The 18,090-nt window shown below is 31.6% G+C and carries 16 protein-coding genes; 5 read left to right on the top strand and 11 right to left on the bottom strand.

What is annotated here, in order from left to right; translation table 11 throughout:
* Positions 1-54: 54 nt before the first annotated feature.
* Positions 55-1,533: a malate dehydrogenase (quinone) gene (gene mqo / locus EQ029_RS02945; protein WP_011275018.1), complete on the bottom strand. Its 1,479-nt coding sequence runs from the start codon at positions 1,531-1,533 to the stop codon at positions 55-57.
* Positions 1,534-1,842: 309 nt separating this feature from the next.
* Here mqo and EQ029_RS02940 point away from each other — a divergent pair, with 309 nt between their 5' ends.
* Positions 1,843-2,994, top strand: coding sequence for a glycosyltransferase family 4 protein (locus EQ029_RS02940; RefSeq protein ID WP_011275017.1), 1,152 nt, complete (start codon positions 1,843-1,845; stop codon positions 2,992-2,994).
* Positions 2,995-3,123: 129 nt separating this feature from the next.
* Here the strand turns inward: EQ029_RS02940 and EQ029_RS02935 are convergent, their stop codons facing one another.
* Complete coding sequence (locus tag EQ029_RS02935; RefSeq protein WP_011275016.1) at positions 3,124-4,725, bottom strand: L-lactate permease; 1,602 nt, start codon at positions 4,723-4,725, stop codon at positions 3,124-3,126.
* A 376-nt stretch (positions 4,726-5,101) separates the two neighbouring features.
* Between EQ029_RS02935 and EQ029_RS02930 the strand changes: the two genes are divergently transcribed.
* On the top strand, positions 5,102-6,790 hold the full coding sequence (locus tag EQ029_RS02930) for a CDP-glycerol glycerophosphotransferase family protein (protein WP_053023657.1): 1,689 nt from the start codon (positions 5,102-5,104) through the stop codon (positions 6,788-6,790).
* A gap of 187 nt (positions 6,791-6,977) precedes the next feature.
* Here the strand turns inward: EQ029_RS02930 and EQ029_RS02925 are convergent, their stop codons facing one another.
* Positions 6,978-7,493, bottom strand: coding sequence for a GNAT family N-acetyltransferase (locus tag EQ029_RS02925; protein ID WP_011275014.1), 516 nt, complete (start codon positions 7,491-7,493; stop codon positions 6,978-6,980).
* 167 nt (positions 7,494-7,660) lie between these two features.
* On the opposite strand from EQ029_RS02925, the gene EQ029_RS02920 reads away from it, so the two are divergent.
* The gene (locus EQ029_RS02920; RefSeq protein ID WP_370444502.1) at positions 7,661-7,891 is read left to right on the top strand and encodes a twin-arginine translocase TatA/TatE family subunit; all 231 of its coding nucleotides are present in this window, start codon (positions 7,661-7,663) and stop codon (positions 7,889-7,891) included.
* Entirely contained in the window at positions 7,842-8,588 is a 747-nt protein-coding gene (gene tatC / locus EQ029_RS02915; RefSeq protein ID WP_041615095.1) for a twin-arginine translocase subunit TatC, read from the top strand. The genes EQ029_RS02920 and tatC overlap by 50 nt, the downstream gene beginning before the upstream one ends.
* 68 nt (positions 8,589-8,656) lie before the next feature.
* Here tatC and EQ029_RS02910 read toward each other — a convergent pair whose 3' ends face one another.
* From EQ029_RS02910 to efeO, 3 genes are read right to left on the bottom strand one after another with little or no spacing between them, the layout of a single operon-like run.
* Entirely contained in the window at positions 8,657-10,402 is a 1,746-nt protein-coding gene (locus EQ029_RS02910) for an FTR1 family protein (protein WP_016930742.1), read from the bottom strand.
* Positions 10,383-11,609, bottom strand: coding sequence for an iron uptake transporter deferrochelatase/peroxidase subunit (gene efeB, locus EQ029_RS02905; protein WP_016930743.1), 1,227 nt, complete (start codon positions 11,607-11,609; stop codon positions 10,383-10,385). The genes EQ029_RS02910 and efeB overlap by 20 nt, the downstream gene beginning before the upstream one ends.
* Complete coding sequence (efeO, locus tag EQ029_RS02900; RefSeq protein WP_011275009.1) at positions 11,606-12,469, bottom strand: iron uptake system protein EfeO; 864 nt, start codon at positions 12,467-12,469, stop codon at positions 11,606-11,608. The genes efeB and efeO overlap by 4 nt, the downstream gene beginning before the upstream one ends.
* A 346-nt stretch (positions 12,470-12,815) precedes the next feature.
* On the opposite strand from efeO, the gene EQ029_RS02895 reads away from it, so the two are divergent.
* On the top strand, positions 12,816-13,811 hold the full coding sequence (locus EQ029_RS02895) for an acrylyl-CoA reductase family protein (RefSeq protein ID WP_011275008.1): 996 nt from the start codon (positions 12,816-12,818) through the stop codon (positions 13,809-13,811).
* A gap of 106 nt (positions 13,812-13,917) precedes the next feature.
* On the opposite strand, the gene EQ029_RS02890 is transcribed toward EQ029_RS02895, so the two are convergent.
* The 5 genes from EQ029_RS02890 to EQ029_RS02870 form a co-directional block, all read right to left on the bottom strand.
* Positions 13,918-14,319: a GNAT family N-acetyltransferase gene (locus EQ029_RS02890; RefSeq protein ID WP_011275007.1), complete on the bottom strand. Its 402-nt coding sequence runs from the start codon at positions 14,317-14,319 to the stop codon at positions 13,918-13,920.
* A gap of 25 nt (positions 14,320-14,344) precedes the next feature.
* Positions 14,345-15,376: an NAD(P)/FAD-dependent oxidoreductase gene (locus EQ029_RS02885; protein ID WP_011275006.1), complete on the bottom strand. Its 1,032-nt coding sequence runs from the start codon at positions 15,374-15,376 to the stop codon at positions 14,345-14,347.
* A 194-nt stretch (positions 15,377-15,570) separates the two neighbouring features.
* Positions 15,571-15,987: a DUF2871 domain-containing protein gene (locus EQ029_RS02880; protein ID WP_011275005.1), complete on the bottom strand. Its 417-nt coding sequence runs from the start codon at positions 15,985-15,987 to the stop codon at positions 15,571-15,573.
* Between the two features lie 209 nt (positions 15,988-16,196).
* Entirely contained in the window at positions 16,197-16,805 is a 609-nt protein-coding gene (locus EQ029_RS02875; RefSeq protein ID WP_011275004.1) for a YcnI family protein, read from the bottom strand.
* 13 nt (positions 16,806-16,818) lie between these two features.
* Complete coding sequence (locus EQ029_RS02870) at positions 16,819-18,066, bottom strand: copper resistance CopC/CopD family protein (protein ID WP_011275003.1); 1,248 nt, start codon at positions 18,064-18,066, stop codon at positions 16,819-16,821.
* Between the last annotated feature and the right edge of the window lie 24 nt (positions 18,067-18,090).

The raw sequence follows: 18,090 nt of genomic DNA, 5'->3' as shown, positions 1-18,090 counted from the left end.
CTTAAAGTGCAAACTTTTTAAGGAGCTTAATGTTATTTTATATTGAAATGATACTTATTTTACATTTAAATATTTTTGAATTTCTTTATTAACAGCTCGATAGACGTCCTCATGCTCTGTTAATTTAAGTCCGAAAGAAGGTACCATTTCTTTAATTTTCGGAATCCAATTTTTAAATTCATTACCATAACAACGTTGTAATAAATCTAACATAATATCTACTGCAGTTGATGCACCAGGTGAAGCACCTAATAATGCTGCAAGAGAACCATCATCAGATGTAATTACCTCAGTACCAAACTGTAAGTTACCTTTACTATCTTCAGTATCCTTAATCACTTGTACACGTTGACCTGCAACAATAACTTCCCAATCTTCGTCTTTTGCATTAGGTACAAATACACGTAAATCATTCATACGATCTTCATGTTTTAACATAAGTTGTGATACGAGATATTTAGTTAAATCTATTTCTTTAACACCTGCTGATAACATTGTTAATAAATTATTAGGTTTAACTGAACGTATTAAGTCTAAATTTGAACCTGTTTTTAAGAATTTAGGTGAAAAGCCTGCAAATGGGCCGAATAATAAAGCACGTTCACCATTTACAAATCGTGTATCTAAATGAGGTACCGACATTGGTGGTGCACCTACACTTGCCTTACCGTAAACTTTAGCATGATGTTTTTCGATAACGTCTTTATTAGTACAACGTAAGAACAAACCACTTACTGGGAAACCACCGATATGTTTTGATTGCTTGATACCTGTTTTTTGAAGTAACGGTAAACTTGCACCGCCGGCCCCAATAAATACAAATTCAGATTCATACGTATGACTTTGTCCAGAATTAAGATCTTTAACAGTCACTTTCCAGTTACCATTATCCAGTTTCTCAATATTTTCAACTTCTTGTTTATAAGAGACTTCTACATTTCTTTCTTTTAAATTAGAGATGAGTTTTTTTGTTAATGCACCAAAGTTTACATCTGTCCCACTTTCATCACGAGATAATGCAATTGGAACATGTGATGTTCTTCCTTCAACCATTAAAGGTACCCATTCTTTAATTTTTTCACGATCTTCAGTAATACCCATTTTTTCAAATAGTATATTTTCTTTTAAAGCTGCTACTCTGTTTTTAAGGAATTTTACATTGAAGATACCTTTTACGAAACTCATATGTGGCACTGATTGAATGAAGTTAGATGGATTTTCTAATTGTCCAGTTCTTACTAAATGTGCCCAAAATTGCTTAGATACTTGGAATTGTTCATTGATTTTAATTGCTTTTGTAATATCAACAGAGCCCTCTTTGCCTTCTTTAGTGTAATTCAATTCACAAAGTGCAGAATGCCCTGTGCCAGCATTATTCCAAACATTTGAACTTTCTTCACCAGATTGTTCTAATTTTTCAAATATTTTAATTTCTTTGTCTGGAGATAATTCTTTTAATAATGTACCGAGTGTTGCGCTCATTATACCGCCACCTATTAAGATGACATCTGTTTTGCTATGTTCTGAACTCATAACAATACAGTCCCCCTTTTTTCACATCTTTAGTCGATAGGAAATTATCTTGGCTTAATAAATTAAAACGCTTTCTTTATTTATTAAAATTTTTAATATTAACTTTACGCAGAACGTAAATCGACTTTTTTAATAACTAGTTTAATTATATACATAATCGTTCTATGAAAAAAGTGTTTACATAAAGTTTTCATCTTTTATCAGGAATAAAGGATAGACATATAATATCTTAGCTAGCATTTGCTATTACTATTAGACACTTCTAAGAAATGCTATAATTTTTTATTATGAATTATTTGAGGTGTAACTATGAAATCATTCACATTTTTCATGCATAATATTTATGCATTAGGTGGAACAGTTAAAGCAGTTTCTGAATTAGCTAATACACTTGCCGACAAAGGGCATCACATAGAAATTATTTCTGTTTTTCGAGCTCAAGACGAGCCATATTTTAAAATAAATGACAATATAAAAATTAAAACATTAGTAGACTATCGTTTAAAACCTCAGAACACTAAAGCAATAATGATGAATCGTTTAAATAAATATACTTCACTATTGAAACCAAAAGAAATAAATCAGTTTGAGCCGGGGTTGAATCAATTTTCTAAATATGTAGAACATAAAATGATTAAAGCAATTAAAAAAGTAGATACAGATGTACTCGTTGGTACTAGAGCGAGCTTTAATATTTTAATTTCAAAGTATCATTCAAACGATGTCATAACTGTGGGAATGGAACATATGAACCTACATGCTCATCCGGAAAATTATCAACAAGATATACTCACTGCCTATCGCAACATAGATTTAGTCACAACGCTAACTCAACAAGATCAACTGAATTACGAGCAACAAATCGACACACCTGTTTATACAATTCCAAATATCATCAATCCAGTAAAACATGCTACTAAGAAAGAAAATATCATTATTAGTGCAGGTAGATTAGAATTTGAAAAAGGGTTTGATATTTTAATAGAAAGTGTTCGCCGTATTCAAAATGACCTTAAGCAATTGAATTTTAAAGTAGAAATATACGGTGATGGTCAAGAGCGTGGACATTTGCAACAATTGATTGATCAGCATCAATTAAATGATTTAATTACTATCTATCCTGCAACTCAACAACTTAATACCAAATTATCTAACAGTAAAATTACTGTGGTACCGTCGAGAAATGAAGGTTTTGGTATGGTTTTATTAGAAGCTATGGCTCAAGATAATATTGTTATCAGCTTTAAAGATACACTTGGACCTGCTAGCATTATTAATCATAATTCCAATGGCTATTTAGCCAATTATGGTGATGCTGGTTCTTTAGCAAAATATATAGACATCGCTATGAACCACGTCGATGAAGCTAGTCAGATGATCAATGAAGGACATGTTACTTTGAAACAATATACGCCTAATACGGTTTATGAAAAATTTATGACCGCAATTAATAACGTTTAATTCTACTTATAATTATGTTTGTTTGTGGGGACTGCTATGAATATTCAAAAAGCCCGTAAACGAATTTTTACAATTCATTTACGGGCTATTTTTGAAATAATTATATCTTAGAATAATATTGTATATTAATTACAGAATTAGAGATAAGATAAATGTCCAAATACAGATGAAGATTAGTAATCCAACACTGTAACGTAATGTCATTTTAAGTAATTCTGATTCTTTACCTACTTCTTTAACAGCAGCAGTCGCAATTGCTATTGATTGAGGTGAAATTAATTTCGCTGCTACACCACCAACTGTGTTTGAAGCTACTAGTAATGAACCACTTGTTCCAATTTGTTGTGCAACTGAAGCTTGAATTGGTGCAAATAATGAGTTGTTATTAACAACTGATCCTGTCATAAATACGCCAATCCAACCTAAGATTGGTGATAACACTGGGAACACGTTTCCAGCTTTAGCAATACCTTGACCCATTGCTGCACTTAAACCACCATATGTAGTGATTTTAGAGATTGCTAAGATGAAACAAATTGTTAAAACTGGTAACCATAGTTCTTTAAAAGTTACACCGAATAAACGTCCTGCATCTCCGAAACTTACTTTCTTAGCCATTAATACTGTAATAATAATTGTAATTAAAATCGCTGTACCAGTTTGACCAATGAAATTGAAACTTAACATAATTGGTTTATGAGCGACTTCACTGAAAGTACCTGGTAAATTAAAGTTAAGCACTAATGAAGATAATTTACCATTTGGTAAGAATAAGTTTTTAAAGAATGGTGCGCTCCAAATCATAACTACAACTGTTAATATAACAAATGGACTCCATGCATAGATAATTTCTTTTGCATTGTGATGTTTTGCCGGTTCAGGTTCCACATCTTTCTGTACTCTGAAAATATGTTTTGGTTGGAATTTTCTAGAGAATAAAGCTAACGCTCCCATAGTTACTAATGGTGGGATAATATCAGCTAATTCAGGTCCGTTAAATACTGTTAGTAAACCTTGTAATACTGTATAAGTAACAGATACAACTAAGATAGCAGGTAATGTTTCTTTTACACCTTTTAAACCATCAATGATAAAGATAAGTAAAAATGGTATAAAGAAGTTAATAATTGCTAATGTTAACGTAGATGTTTGAGATACGCCCATTGCGTGAACGCCACCTGGTAAGTGTAGTGTATCTACAACACCTACTGGAATTCCTATAGCACCAAAAGCACCTGAAGCAGCATTTGCTACTAAACATAACATTGCAGCTTGTAAAGGTCTAAAACCTAATTGAGCAAGTAATAACGCACAAATTGCAATCGGTACACCAAAACCAGCAGCACCTTCTAAAAATGCATTAAATGAGAAACCAATAAGTAATAATTGTATACGTTGGTCTTGTGAAATACTTGTAATACTGTCTTGAATCGTATTAAATTGACCAGATTCTTGAGTGATTTTATAAAGTAATACTGCCATCATGACAATATAACCAATCGGAATAATACCTTGATAGAATCCTTCTACAACACCACCTGTTGCAATGCCAAGTGGTAATTTGAAGAACGGGATAGCAATAAGTAATGTAACAACTAACGTTGTGATAGCTGCATAGATACCTTTCATTTTAAAAACGGTTAAGCATAATAAGAATAGAATAATAGGTACTGCGGCTATTAAACTAGATAATACCAAATTATCAAATGGATTAAATGTTTGAACTAACATAATTCTGACTCTTCTTTCCTTTAGTTTGTATTAATGATCACTCTAGCGATATTGACAATTGAAGTTTGAGCGTACTTCTAATTGTTATATTGTTTATTAGTTTGTCGACAAGTTAATAATGCTAGATTTCACAAATTTAAATCTTGTGAACTTTTTCACAATAAAAATATACCATCTTTCTACTTAAATGACAATACTATATAGTACTTTTTATAAAATTTTTGTTAAATTTTCAACAAAATAAAATCCCACTATTTTTCAACGAAAATTTCCAAACATTTCAATTATATAATGATGTAATTTTTGTAAATATGAATTTTTTTAGTCACATGGTAAAATATATTTAAGAAATTTAAGAGTTAAAGGACAATGTATGATGATTAAACAAATAAATATTTCTAACATGCGCCATCTTGCATTACAATTAAACAAAGCCAAATCAACTGGTTTTTCACATTTCATTCCTTATTCAAATGATATTAAAATCAATCATGATATGTTGGAAGCTATAAACTTAACACATAATTCAATAGCAGTAGATTATACTTTAAATGGTTTATATTTAAATGACTGTCGTTATTTTGGTGAGGATACATTAACATTTTTATCATGGATGAAAAATATTAACCACTATCCTAATATTATTTTCAATATTGACCGTGCTTTATTACATTTATCTAAGTATGATATTCAATCTATTATGGATTTAGCCGTCATTTCTGTTTTAAAAGACGAAATTGATATAGACAATCACGTCGTTTTTGATTTCATCAATGAATGTCGCACTAGCCATGCTTTCTGGGCATCATTAGATACTTTTGATATTAAAAAAATAAATCATTTTGATTTGAACAAATTGGCATACATTCATGGTCACTCTATACCTTACAGTAAATTCAAATATCCTGGCAAAGAAGAAGAAATGCGATTTGTGGATAGTTGGCTTGTTACAACTAAGTTTAAATTACCAAAATGGCTATATAACAAAATGCAAAATCGTGCATTAAACAAACATCGTAATCTAAGCTATGTATACGATAAGGATTCTTCAAAAGTAAAAAACCATGTTGTCTTTTTAGGTTTTGATTATGGTTATAGAGGCAATTCTAAGTATTTATTTAATTATTTTGTGAAGAGAAATCCTACCACTGAAGCTTATTTCATTACTAACGATAGACGTGGACCATACTTTTTACCTACTGATGCTGAAAATAATAAAGAACTTATTGAAACAGCAAAAATTGTAGTCATTGAAAGTTATATTCCTGATGATTTTAAACCAAATGGTACAGTTATCCAATTGTGGCATGGAACCCCAATTAAAAAATTATTCTTAGATAGTAAAGAACCAGATCAAAATAAAAATATTTATAATTACAAAGCGCGGAAGTATAATAAATGGCTTAAACAAGATTATCTTTTAACAGATTCCGAATCTGCTGAGGGGTTATTTGAAACAGCTTTTCCTAATCAACATACTCAAATGATACCTTATGGTTATCCAAGAATTAGCTATTTACTACATTATCAGAATGATAAAAATCATCAGAAGAAAATTAAAGATGCATTAAATGTTGATCGAACAAAGCCAATATTATTGTATGCACCAACATGGCATGCGACAAAAGATTCAACTGAATTGATGTCGATTTCACCAGAATTAATAGAAGAATATCACGTCATTTTTAAAGGTCACATAGAGGATGACATGACACTTCCAGAAGGTGCAATTGAAGCGCCAAATCATATTGAAACGCAAGATTTATTATTAATATCTGATGTCGTAATTACCGATTATTCTTCAATTATCTTTGATGCTTTAACTATTGGCAAAAAAGTATGTCTCTATACACCAAATCATTCATCATATCAGCAAGAGCGTGGTGTTTATGATGATGTTATGGAAAGTTTATCTAAAGTTTGGTATACAGATGAAGATTTATTACACAATAACTTAATCCATCATACATTAACTGATATTTCAAAGCATCAACTCGTGAACCGTAATAACACCTCGTTAAAAAGACTAACTCAACTTATGCGAGATATTATCAATAATAAATAATTAATATATAGCCTGGGACACAATTCAATACCTCAGGCTACATACATATATATATATTGGCAGTAGTTGACTGAATTAAAAAACGCACTTGTAAAAATTTTTTAATTCTAGTCAACCTTACCAGGGGATGGGGCCCCGAACCCCAACTCCCCTATTTTATTAGCACCAAACTTTATTCGTTCTATAGCTAAATTTCTCTTTCCATTATTAAATCTATATCGACTACTTCACCTGTAATAAATTCATGTTGTCCTGTGACTTCAAAGCCGTGCTTCTTATAGAATGATAATGCCTGTTGATTATGTTCCCATACACCTAACCAAACTTTATTTTTATTTAGTTCTTTCGCTTTATCAAGAGCCAATTGAATAAACTTTTGTCCTCTTCCCCCACCTTGATAAGTCTTGTAGAAATAAATTCTTTGAATCTCCAAATAATCTTCACCTTTAGGTTCAGTTTGAGCATTACCGACATTAAGTTTTAAATACCCTGCAATTTGATCATTCACCTTGTAAAAATAATGAAATGAATTAGGATTATTTAATTCATTTAACAGTACTTTTTCATTATAGCTTTCTTTGAAAAATTGATTAAAATCATCATCTGAATATTCTCCTTCAAACGTGTCATAAAACGTTGTCTCAGAAATTTGTCGTAAGTCACTCACATCCATATTTTCAATCATTGTTATATATTCACTCATCATTCTTACCTCCTATAATACCGCTCATTATCCATTTTTTTATTTTGTAACTTATTCCCTATTAACATGCCACTATGCATTAAATTCGTTTTATTTGTGAACAGAGCAAATTTCTATTGATAATATTTATCAATAAGTATAAAGTATAGATGATATTATTAACAATAATGAGTGAGGTTATCAATATGTTTGTATTAGGAATTACAGGACCGACAAGTTTAGTCGTTATTAGCATAATTGCATTAATTATTTTTGGACCTAAAAAATTACCACAATTTGGCCGAGCAATTGGTAGTACTTTGAAAGAATTTAAATCCGCAGCAGAAAATATAGATACAGATGAAAGTCATGATACTCCCAGTAAAGAATCAAAACAACAACGAGAACACATTAAATAGAAATACACTTCTAGGACACTTTGTTGAACTACGATCGCGTCTCGTCAAAGTGTTCATCGCTTTTATTGTTGCAACGATAATCGTATATGTATCATCACATTGGTGGATGAAACCATTTATACACTATATTAAACGTGCACATGTAACACTACATGCATTTTCATTTACTGAAATGATTCAGATTTACATTATGATTATCTTCTTTGTAGCGTTGTGTTTAATTATACCTATTGTGTTTTACCAATTATGGGCTTTTATTGCACCTGGCCTCCATGTTAATGAACGGGGATTTATTATTAAATATAGCTTATGGTGTGCACTGTTATTTATAATTGGAGTAGCATTTGCGTTTTTTATAGGATTTCCATTAATTATAAATTTCTCTTTAACATTATCTGAAGTTTTAAGTATTGAGCCTGTTATTGGTTTTAAAGCCTATTTGCATGAGTTAATACGATGGTTGCTAATTTTTGGTGTTTTATTTCAACTCCCAACATTATTTATGGGGCTAGCTAAATTTGACTTAATCGATGTTAATGAACTTAAACACTATCGTAAGTATATTTATTTTGGTTGTTTTGTAGTGGCGAGTATTATTGCCCCACCAGATATTACTTTGAATTTATTATTGACATTGCCTTTGATTATTTTATTTGAATTCAGTATGTTTATCGCAAGAATTTCACAACGATCATAATAACTAATAAACCTCGAGTACTTGTTATTCCCACAAGTCTCGAGGTTTCATTTTACTATCCATAATAATTATTTTAGATTAGTATTCTTTTGTTTGTTTTGGCGATTTTTTAAAATGAAGAACACAATAAACACTATATATATTAATTGAGCTACTATTGATTCAATATTAGGATAAAATCCAATAAAGCCAATTGTAGGTAAACCTTCAATACCATGCTGTGGAAGAGTGCCTAACAATTGAAGTTTTTGAATACTTACACCAAGCATTTTGAAAGCCATAATAAATATTAGAATAGAAAGTACTCTAAAGATGTAATAAATTGGAATAAGTTTCACTATGAATCTAAATAATAATGCGAAGATAATTAAAATTACAATCGCTAAAGCAATACCAATAACGAAATCCATTGATGTAATACTACCTATCATACCCATGTAGAAAATAATCACTTCTACACCTTCACGTAAAACAGAAATTAATCCAATTGTACCTAACAATACTAGATTGCCATTACTAATCGCATTTTGATACATATTTTGAATCATATCATTCCAACGCTTAGCACTTGATCGTCTATGCATCCAAATACCAACGATATACATTAGAACCACTGCAATTATTCCTAGTGTTGCTTCCATTCCTTCTCGTAGTAATCCATTATTGCCTAGCGTTTGTATGAATCCAACTGCTAATGTAATACTTAGTATTAAACCTAATATTGAACCACCGATAACACTAGCTGTACCTTTATTATCTTTAACCTTACGTGTCATTGTAGTTAATGTCATAATGACTAACAATACCTCTAAACCTTCACGTAAAAAGATAATCATAACATCTACAAATGTATAACCATCTTGACCTACAGTGTCTTTGATATCATTATTGATGTCATTTAATCCGTCTTTAACGCGATCTTTGTTACTTTGGTCTAAAATACTTTGATAATACGGTATTTTATCTTCAATTGTAGTATATAATGAACCGTTTTTTGTTTGAATTTTCCCTTCAACATAAGGCCAAATTTGAACAAATTTAGATAACGCCGCATCAGTTTGATCTAAATTATTATCTTCTATTCCTTTAATCGCCTTATCTAACTCGTCATTTAATTGAGTTACTTTATATTTTCCATTATCTGAGCTGGATTGTTTTTGATCGACCGTATCAATACTTGATTTAAACGTCGTCCACGCATTGTCAACTTTCTTAGTATCTAATGGTTCTTTTTGGATAGCAACACGTAGTTGCATTAAGTTAACTTCAATTTGTCCGTATTTACCTTCGTCATAATTTCTTATAGCAGTTTCATGAGTCGTCCAAATTTGATTTAAACTATTATTTATAGATTGTAATTCTGACTCGTTTTTACTTTTTATTGCTTTTTTTATAGAGTCATCTTTCGCATCAACTTGTTGCTTCAATGTTTTAATTTCACCACTGATATCTTTTGTAGAAACTGCATCTTCATAAGCGATTAATGACTTAGTTAATTGTGATAATTTATCAGCTTTAGCATTCATTGAAGAAGCTTTATCCACCGCTTCAAGTTTTGACTTAACATCTTTACCTTCTTTATTATCTTTTATATTTAAAGATTTAACTTTCTCTTTAATGTCAGCAAGTGCACTTTGTTTTTCTTTATTACTTTTATTTTTATCTTCTATAGTTGATTTTGCATCAGTTATCGCTACATACACATCACTTATTTTGCTATCATCTGCAGCATTTACTTGATGTGCTGGGACAATTCTAATAACCGTGAGAATAAGGACTAGCACAACGACTAATTTAGTTAAATAAGGTTTCACCTATATAGCCTCCCTTTTTTACACCTGGTAACACAAGGAAGGATGCAGAACCTCGATGCGTAATATATTCATTTAACTTATCACTGTGTCCTAAATTGTTTTGAATATCAATAAATTGTTGAGTTGATTTTTGGAAACAAATAAACATTAATCCTGTTTCCAACGCACCCGTTTTGGCATTTGTTCCATCATTATAATTATATGCACGTCGCTTGATTGATGTTTTCACTTCACGTGCTAGTCGCGCATGCGCGTTTGGATCGATAACATATTGACCACTGCTATCTTTAGCGTCTAAATCTATATTGTCGAATTCTTTTTTACCGGTTAATGGTGCACCGGATGCTCGTTTACGTCCGAAAGTAGCTTCTTGCTCTTCTAATGATGTACGGTCCCATGTTTCTATATGGATTTGAATGCGTCGAATAATACAATACGTTCCATTTTTAGCCCAACCATCGTCAATGAAGACATACTTTTTAAGCTCGTCATTTTTACGAGGATTAACTGTACCATCTTTAAATGCCATTAAATTTCTAGGCGTTTCTTCTAGTTTGCCAGAGACAAAACCATTTTGAGACCATTTCATTTTAACAACATCTCTAAATGGTCGAATTAAGTTGTGAATCGCATGGAATGTTACTTGTGGATCATTTGAACACGCTTGAATCATGATATCCCCATCACTGTATTCATCATCTAATTGGTCATTAGGAAAATGTGGTAAATCTTTAAATCCAGATGGGATTTTTGATGACATACCAATCTTTTTCAAAAAAGATTTACTAATACCGTATGTCAGTGTTAATTTACTAGCACCTAATCCAATTGATTCACCAGTGTCCACAGGTGGTAACAACGCATTTTGACTATCTTTTTCAGCAGGTGCACCATCAGTCATATTTACTGACATTTGCGTCCATTTCTTAAACATGTCTTTGATTGCTTGTTTATCTTTGGTCTTTAACTCTAATGCAACGAAGTTACAATTTTTTTGTGTCGGTGTTGTAATACCTGCTTGTACACGACCATAAAACTCAAATGCATCTTTATCTTCATTCTCTGGTGTATCGAACATCGATTTAAATGAAAAAATACTGCCTGCCCCGCTAGCACCGATAACCACACCAGCGCCACCTATCCCTAGCATTTTTAGAAATGAACGACGAGATACTTGGTCGTTTTGATTATTATCTACTTTGCTCATTCTGTAACCACAGCCATTTTACTTAATGGTTCACCAAGAGAATTCACAGCATCTGATAAAGCTTTTCTATCTTCTTTAGTAACTGCACTATAATCTTTGAAGCCATCACCGTCTTTATACTTATCTAGTAGTTGGTTAACTTTGTCAAAGTTCTTTTGAATATCAGCACTTAATTTTTTATCTTTTTTATTTAACTCAGGTTTAAACAATTCGTAGATTTTTTGTGCACCTTCGATATTAGCTTTAAAATCGTATAAGTCTGTATGTGAATAAATCTCTTCTTCACCTGTAATTTTAGAAGTTGAAACTTCATTTAATAAATCAACTGATCCTTGTAACATTAATTTAGGAGTGATATCTAAAGTATCTGCTTTCGCATCTAATTCTTTAGCATCTTTTAATAATTGATCAGCATCTTTTTTTGTTGTTTCATCTATTTTATTATCTTGATAAAGTGATTTCTCAATCTTATGATAACCTGTCCATTGATCTTCTTTTTTCTCTTCTTTCATATCTGCTAAACGAGCATCAATCTTAGGATCTAAATCACCAAAAGCTTCCGCAACAGGTTCTGATCTTTCATAATACATACGTACTTTAGGATATAATTCTTTCGCTTTATCCATATCATCTGCTTTTATAGCTGCAACAAATTTTTCAGTTCCATCTAAGAATTTATCAAGTTGACCATCTGTATACTTTTCATATTCTTTAGTTGCTTTTTGTAATGATGCTTTGTTTTCCCCTTTACTACTCTGCGATTGCTTATCTTTATTACTATTATCGTCACTATGACTATTGTTGCCACAAGCCGCTAAAAGTAAAGAAGATGCTAATAAAATAGTTGGTAATTTTTTCATTATGTATTCACCTCAATATAGTTTAGAAGATTATCATTTGAAGATGAATCGTGTAATTATGTATACATTATATTTAACACCAACTTAATATCGTTGTTATGTCGTCTTTTATATTCATATAAACACTTTTATTTTTTCAATTGATAATCATTATCAAATTTATTATAGATTTAGCCCAATAAAGTGTCAATAACAATTCAAATACATTTTTAAATAAAAATTTTTTTATTTTTTGAAGCTCAGAGACTTTTAATTTACCTTTTATTTATAAGGCTTTGAAGCATACAACTGGTTTATTAAGGGTATAAAATAAGCACTAATACATTATACAAAGGAGTCACATAATATGAGTAATCAATTTAAAGCTTTTTTAGTGGATAAAAACAACGATGGAAGCGTTAATAGTGACTTTACTCAGTTAACAACTGATGATTTACCTAAAGGTGAAGTCTTAATCAAAGTTCATTATTCAGGAATTAATTATAAAGACGCATTAGCTACAACGGATAATAATCAAATCCTTAAATCTTATCCTATGGTTCCTGGTATAGATTTAGCTGGTACCGTTGTTGAATCAGAAGATCCAACAATTAATGAAGGTGAAGAAGTCATAGTAACAAGTTATGATATGGGCGTAAGTCATTATGGAGGATTTAGTGAATATGCACGTGTAAATTCAGATTGGGTAGTCAAATTGCCTGATAATATGACTTTAGAAGAAGCTATGATTTATGGTACAGCAGGCTATACAGCCGGTTTAGCTATTGAAAAATTGGAAAAAGCTGGTTTTATGACACTGGAGGGTGGCAAAGTACTTGTACGTGGCGCATCTGGTGGCGTAGGCGCATTAGCAGTGCTTATGCTTTCTAATTTAGGATATAAAGTAGTTGCTAGTACAGGAAACAAACATGCCGGTGACAAATTAGAAGCTTTAGGGGCTAATGAAATTATTGATCGTATTACAGATAATGATGAAAAGCCATTAGGTTCAAGAACTTGGCAAGCTGCCATTGACCCTATTGGAGGAAATGGAACACCTTATGTCACTAATCGTATAGATAATAATGGTGGTGTCGCGCTAATTGGCTTAACAGGTGGTGTTTCTTTTGATACAACTGTCTATCCATTTATTTTAAGAGGCGTAAGTCTAGTTGGTATAGATTCTGTATTCACACCAATGAAATTACGTGAGCGTGTTTGGAGACGTTTAGCAACTGACTTAAAATCCGACAAACTTCATGATATTAAAAAAGTCATTTCATTTTCAGAATTACCAGATGCGATCTCAACTGTTTTAAATCACGATAATTTCGGTCGTATTATTATTGATTTTGATGCATAGTTAAATCGATAAAACCACTAGGACAATCCAATCTCAATATCATAGAATGAAACAATATAAATACATGATTTTCTATGATTTCGATTTGTCCTAGTGGTTTTTATAATTAAAACACGATATACATGCCACCTGATTTTGGCTCGGTAGTCTTGAATCCAAATTTTTCGTATAGTTTGTCAGCTGGATAGTCTGCTATCAAACTAACATAAGTTCCCTTTTCAGCTATGGAATTAATATATTCCATTATTTTTTCCAAAATAACCCTACCATAACCTTGTCCTTGATAATCTGGATCAACGGCTATATCTACAATTTGAAATGTCGTTCCACCATCACCTATAACTCTGCCCATTCCAATCAATTGTTGATCTTCATAAATCGTAATATTGAAACAGCCATTTGGTAAACCGTTTCGAGCTGCAGCTACTGATTTAGGACTCATTCCTGCTTTAACTCTTAAGTCACAATACGCTTGAACCTCTGGTGGCTCATTAGAATATCTAATCATTATTTTCTATCCCCTTACTATAATCTTATATATACTGATTAATAACTTTTTTATTTGATTCTTTGAATACATCATTGTGACTTGAAACATATCCTTCTTTGTATGCATCAGGATTAATGTAAGTTTTAGCTAAGTTTGCTGCATTTCCAGCATCACTAAACGCGCTAGCAATGAGGTGTACTTTAGCATCATGATGTACAATATCCCCACAAGCAAAGATGCCAGGAATATTTGTTGTCGTGTTGCCAAAGCCTTTAACGCGATATTCATCGTATAAATCAAGTTTAGATGTACAGTCTTTAAGTAGTGGATTCTCATGATCAAAACCATGACTAACAATAACATCATCAAACGCTTGTGTCGTAACTTCTCCAGTCTCAATATTTTCAAGTTTTACTTCTTTAATACATTCACATTTATTGTCACCTATTAACTCTTTAATTTGTGTTTTAGGCAACAGGTTCACATTTAACGCTTTAAGTACACTTATCATTGCTTCATAGCCTTTAATGTCTGACTTTCTATAAACAAGTGTAATCGAATTTGCAATATTGGCTAAATCTCTAGCCCAATCTAAAGCAGTGTTACCCCCACCAGAAATTAGAATATCTTTTCCCTTAAATTTTGAGAAAGATTGCACAACATAATGTAAATTTGTTAACCGATAACGCTCTGCATCTTTAATTTGAAGAGGCTTAGGATTAATAATCCCTCCTCCGACAGCAAATATTACTGCTTTTGACTCATAAATTTGTCCGCTATCTGTTTCAACTTCAAAGTGTCTTTCTGCTATTTTTCGAATATCTGTTACTCGTTCGTTTAAATTAACTTTAGGGTTAAAATGTAAGCCTTGGTTAATCATATCTTTAATGATTTCATTGCATGGTTTAGGCGCTACACCACCAATATCCCAAATAATCTTTTCTGGATAGATTTGCATTTTTCCACCTAATTTATCTTGTACATCAATAATTCGCACAGACATACCTCGTAAGCCAGCATAGAAACTCGCAAATAATCCAGCAGGTCCGCCACCAATAATAGTTACATCTTGCATTGTAAATCCTCCCAAGATTAAGTCCCGTTTCGAATGATAATTATTATCATTATTTTGCCTTAATTATACTATATGTGCATATATTATTGAAGAAAATCATATTTTAATTGTAATACTACTTTATTAGCTAAAAAAAGACTTTTCATTAATAACACGATTGTGCTATTAAAATGAAAAGTCTCACTTCAATCCAATTAATCTCTTGGTTCTTTGAGTGCTGCTTGTCGAATTAAGAAAAATAATAATAATAATCCTGCTAGCATTCCTGTATGACCAATACCTGCAAATCCAGCAAATGCTTCTGGAGAAAAACTTTTTCCTAATACTTGGAACGTTCCTTTCGTTACCATCATACCAATGGTTGCTATAACACTAATGTTATAAACGATGAAGAACCAGTTAAATAAATAGTAACTGCTTAATTTAAATACCTTTTCTAATGGTATCAGTATTAAAAACATAAACATACCTAAAATAAGTGTATGCGTATGTACAATAGATAATTGTGTATCACCCGTAAAATGATGTGCTTTTGTCAATTCTCTATAGTAGAATCCGCTAAAAAGTCCCAAGATCATATAGACTAAAAATGCATATAGTAATCGTCGCATGAACAATGCCTCCCTCACACTAATATTATAATTTATTATCATCAACTTTACAGTGACAATATTTGTAATATTGCGTTACTTGTTTATAAATGGAATTGAGGGAGTGTGGGACTTTAACTGAGTCAAACTTAATATACAATTCTACTCAGTTCAATAAGTTTTAGCTTATTTACAAAGAGACTTAGTCCTCGACTCTCTCGTTAGATTATTTATTTTCTTGAATGTTTAAATAATGCTACTAATGATAATATGATTGCGATAATTGAAACTATCCACAAAGCAATTGAGCCACCTGAAGATGTTTGTTCACTAGCAGTATCTTTTGATTTTTCATCTTTTACATCTGCTGCATTTGCATTCTTTTTAACTTCTAACGTTGGCGCTGGGTGTTCGCTATTTTCTTTTCCAGTCCATTTAACTTTATCATCATTATCATAGGTTTGAATTGCTTTAAATGCATACTTACCTTCATCTTTAGGGCTGGCTACAACAATTGGAAAATCCATAAATTCATCTGGTCCAATGCCTTTACCTCTAGCAGTCCAAATAATTTTAGTAATGTTACCTTTTTTATCTTTATCTAATTTATACTTATAGCCCTCTACTGGTTGTATATTAACAACTTGAACTTCTTTTGGAACTTCTAATTCTACTTTTTTAGTATGATCTTTTTGTTCTACAGGAACTCTAACATCTACTTTTTCATAAGATTCTGGGTCAACTGCTTTTGGGTTTAAAGTAACATGCGCATCTGCTACTTTAAAGAAACCTAATGTAAAAAAGAGTATGAAACTTGTCGCTAATAATTTTTTTATCATCTTTTTTCTCCTTTTATGGAATACTGATTTGGCTCATAATTACTCCGACTAAAATAAGTAATATACCAATTAAAACTTCTATAATTAATGAAGATTTATTTACTCTATTACGTTTATTGAGTGCACGTGTTGTTTGCAATAATCCCAATAACATCATTATTAAAGTACCAAAAACTTTAATTAATAAGAATACCGTCCAAGTTTGCATATTTGTCCAAATTGACAAAATCTTCGTTTGATCAATAGACATTAATACACCTGAAATAATGATTATTGCTACCGCTGCAGCATTAACTTTAAATAATATTTCTCGCAGTAAATCTACGGCATCTTTTTTACGTGTAAATACTGAAATCAATAAATAGCTTAATGCACCTAACCATAAACTAATACCTATTAAATGTAGTGTTCTTAGTATGATAGACCATAATGGTACGCTTTGTGACCATGCATGCCCTGACATACTCATTGCTATAATCATTGCAATAGATACAATCCAGTACCATGATTTCTCCATGTTTCTTAACACGAATAAACCACTTAAAACAATTAAAGCAATGGCACTTAATATGTAAGGGAATTGTGTTATTGAACTAGGCTCAAGGGATAGTATTGCATCTAATACATCCGAAGACAATGTCATTAAATAAAGTACAAGTGACATCAAGTATGCCATCATCATTATTAAGGACACTACAATATGTCTAGGAAATACATCGAATGTAGATAGGTTATTACGTCGTGCAATACCATTTAACCAATATAGACCTACAAGAATTATAGTTGCACCTTCAGCTATGTATCTAAATAACCCAAACCAGAAATTAGGTGTTTCGTAAAATGCTGGAGATGTATCAACACCGTTAGCTGTCTTCTTACCTACTGAAAACTCAAAACGATCACTAATCTCATGACCGTCAGCAGAAACTGTATGCCATTCTAATTGCTGTGTCCCTTGTTGAACTTTATCAGTAGGAAATGTAAGTGTCTTAGAATGTCCGGTTGTTGTAGGATTAATATCCCCTACTTTATCCCCTTTATCATTATATATTGTAATACCTGAGTATTCAGCGTTAACGGGTTCATTAAATGTTAACTCTAACGTATCAGGTGCTTTCGATATAACCCCATTTTGTGGTGGTGTAGTTTTTTCCAAAGTTGCATGCGCAGATGCGATATTGTGAAGTATTGGAATTAATAATAATAAAAACATCATTATCAGTGCCAAAGCTACTTTAGAACTTCGCTGTAAATTCACCATTGACGTCCTCCCATAAAATTTTGC

It is taken from the genome of Staphylococcus haemolyticus, assembly GCF_006094395.1.
Taxonomy (GTDB): Bacteria; Bacillota; Bacilli; order Staphylococcales; family Staphylococcaceae; genus Staphylococcus; species Staphylococcus haemolyticus.
Note: the sequence above shows the minus strand (reverse complement) of the source record. Positions and strands in the feature narration are given on the sequence as shown.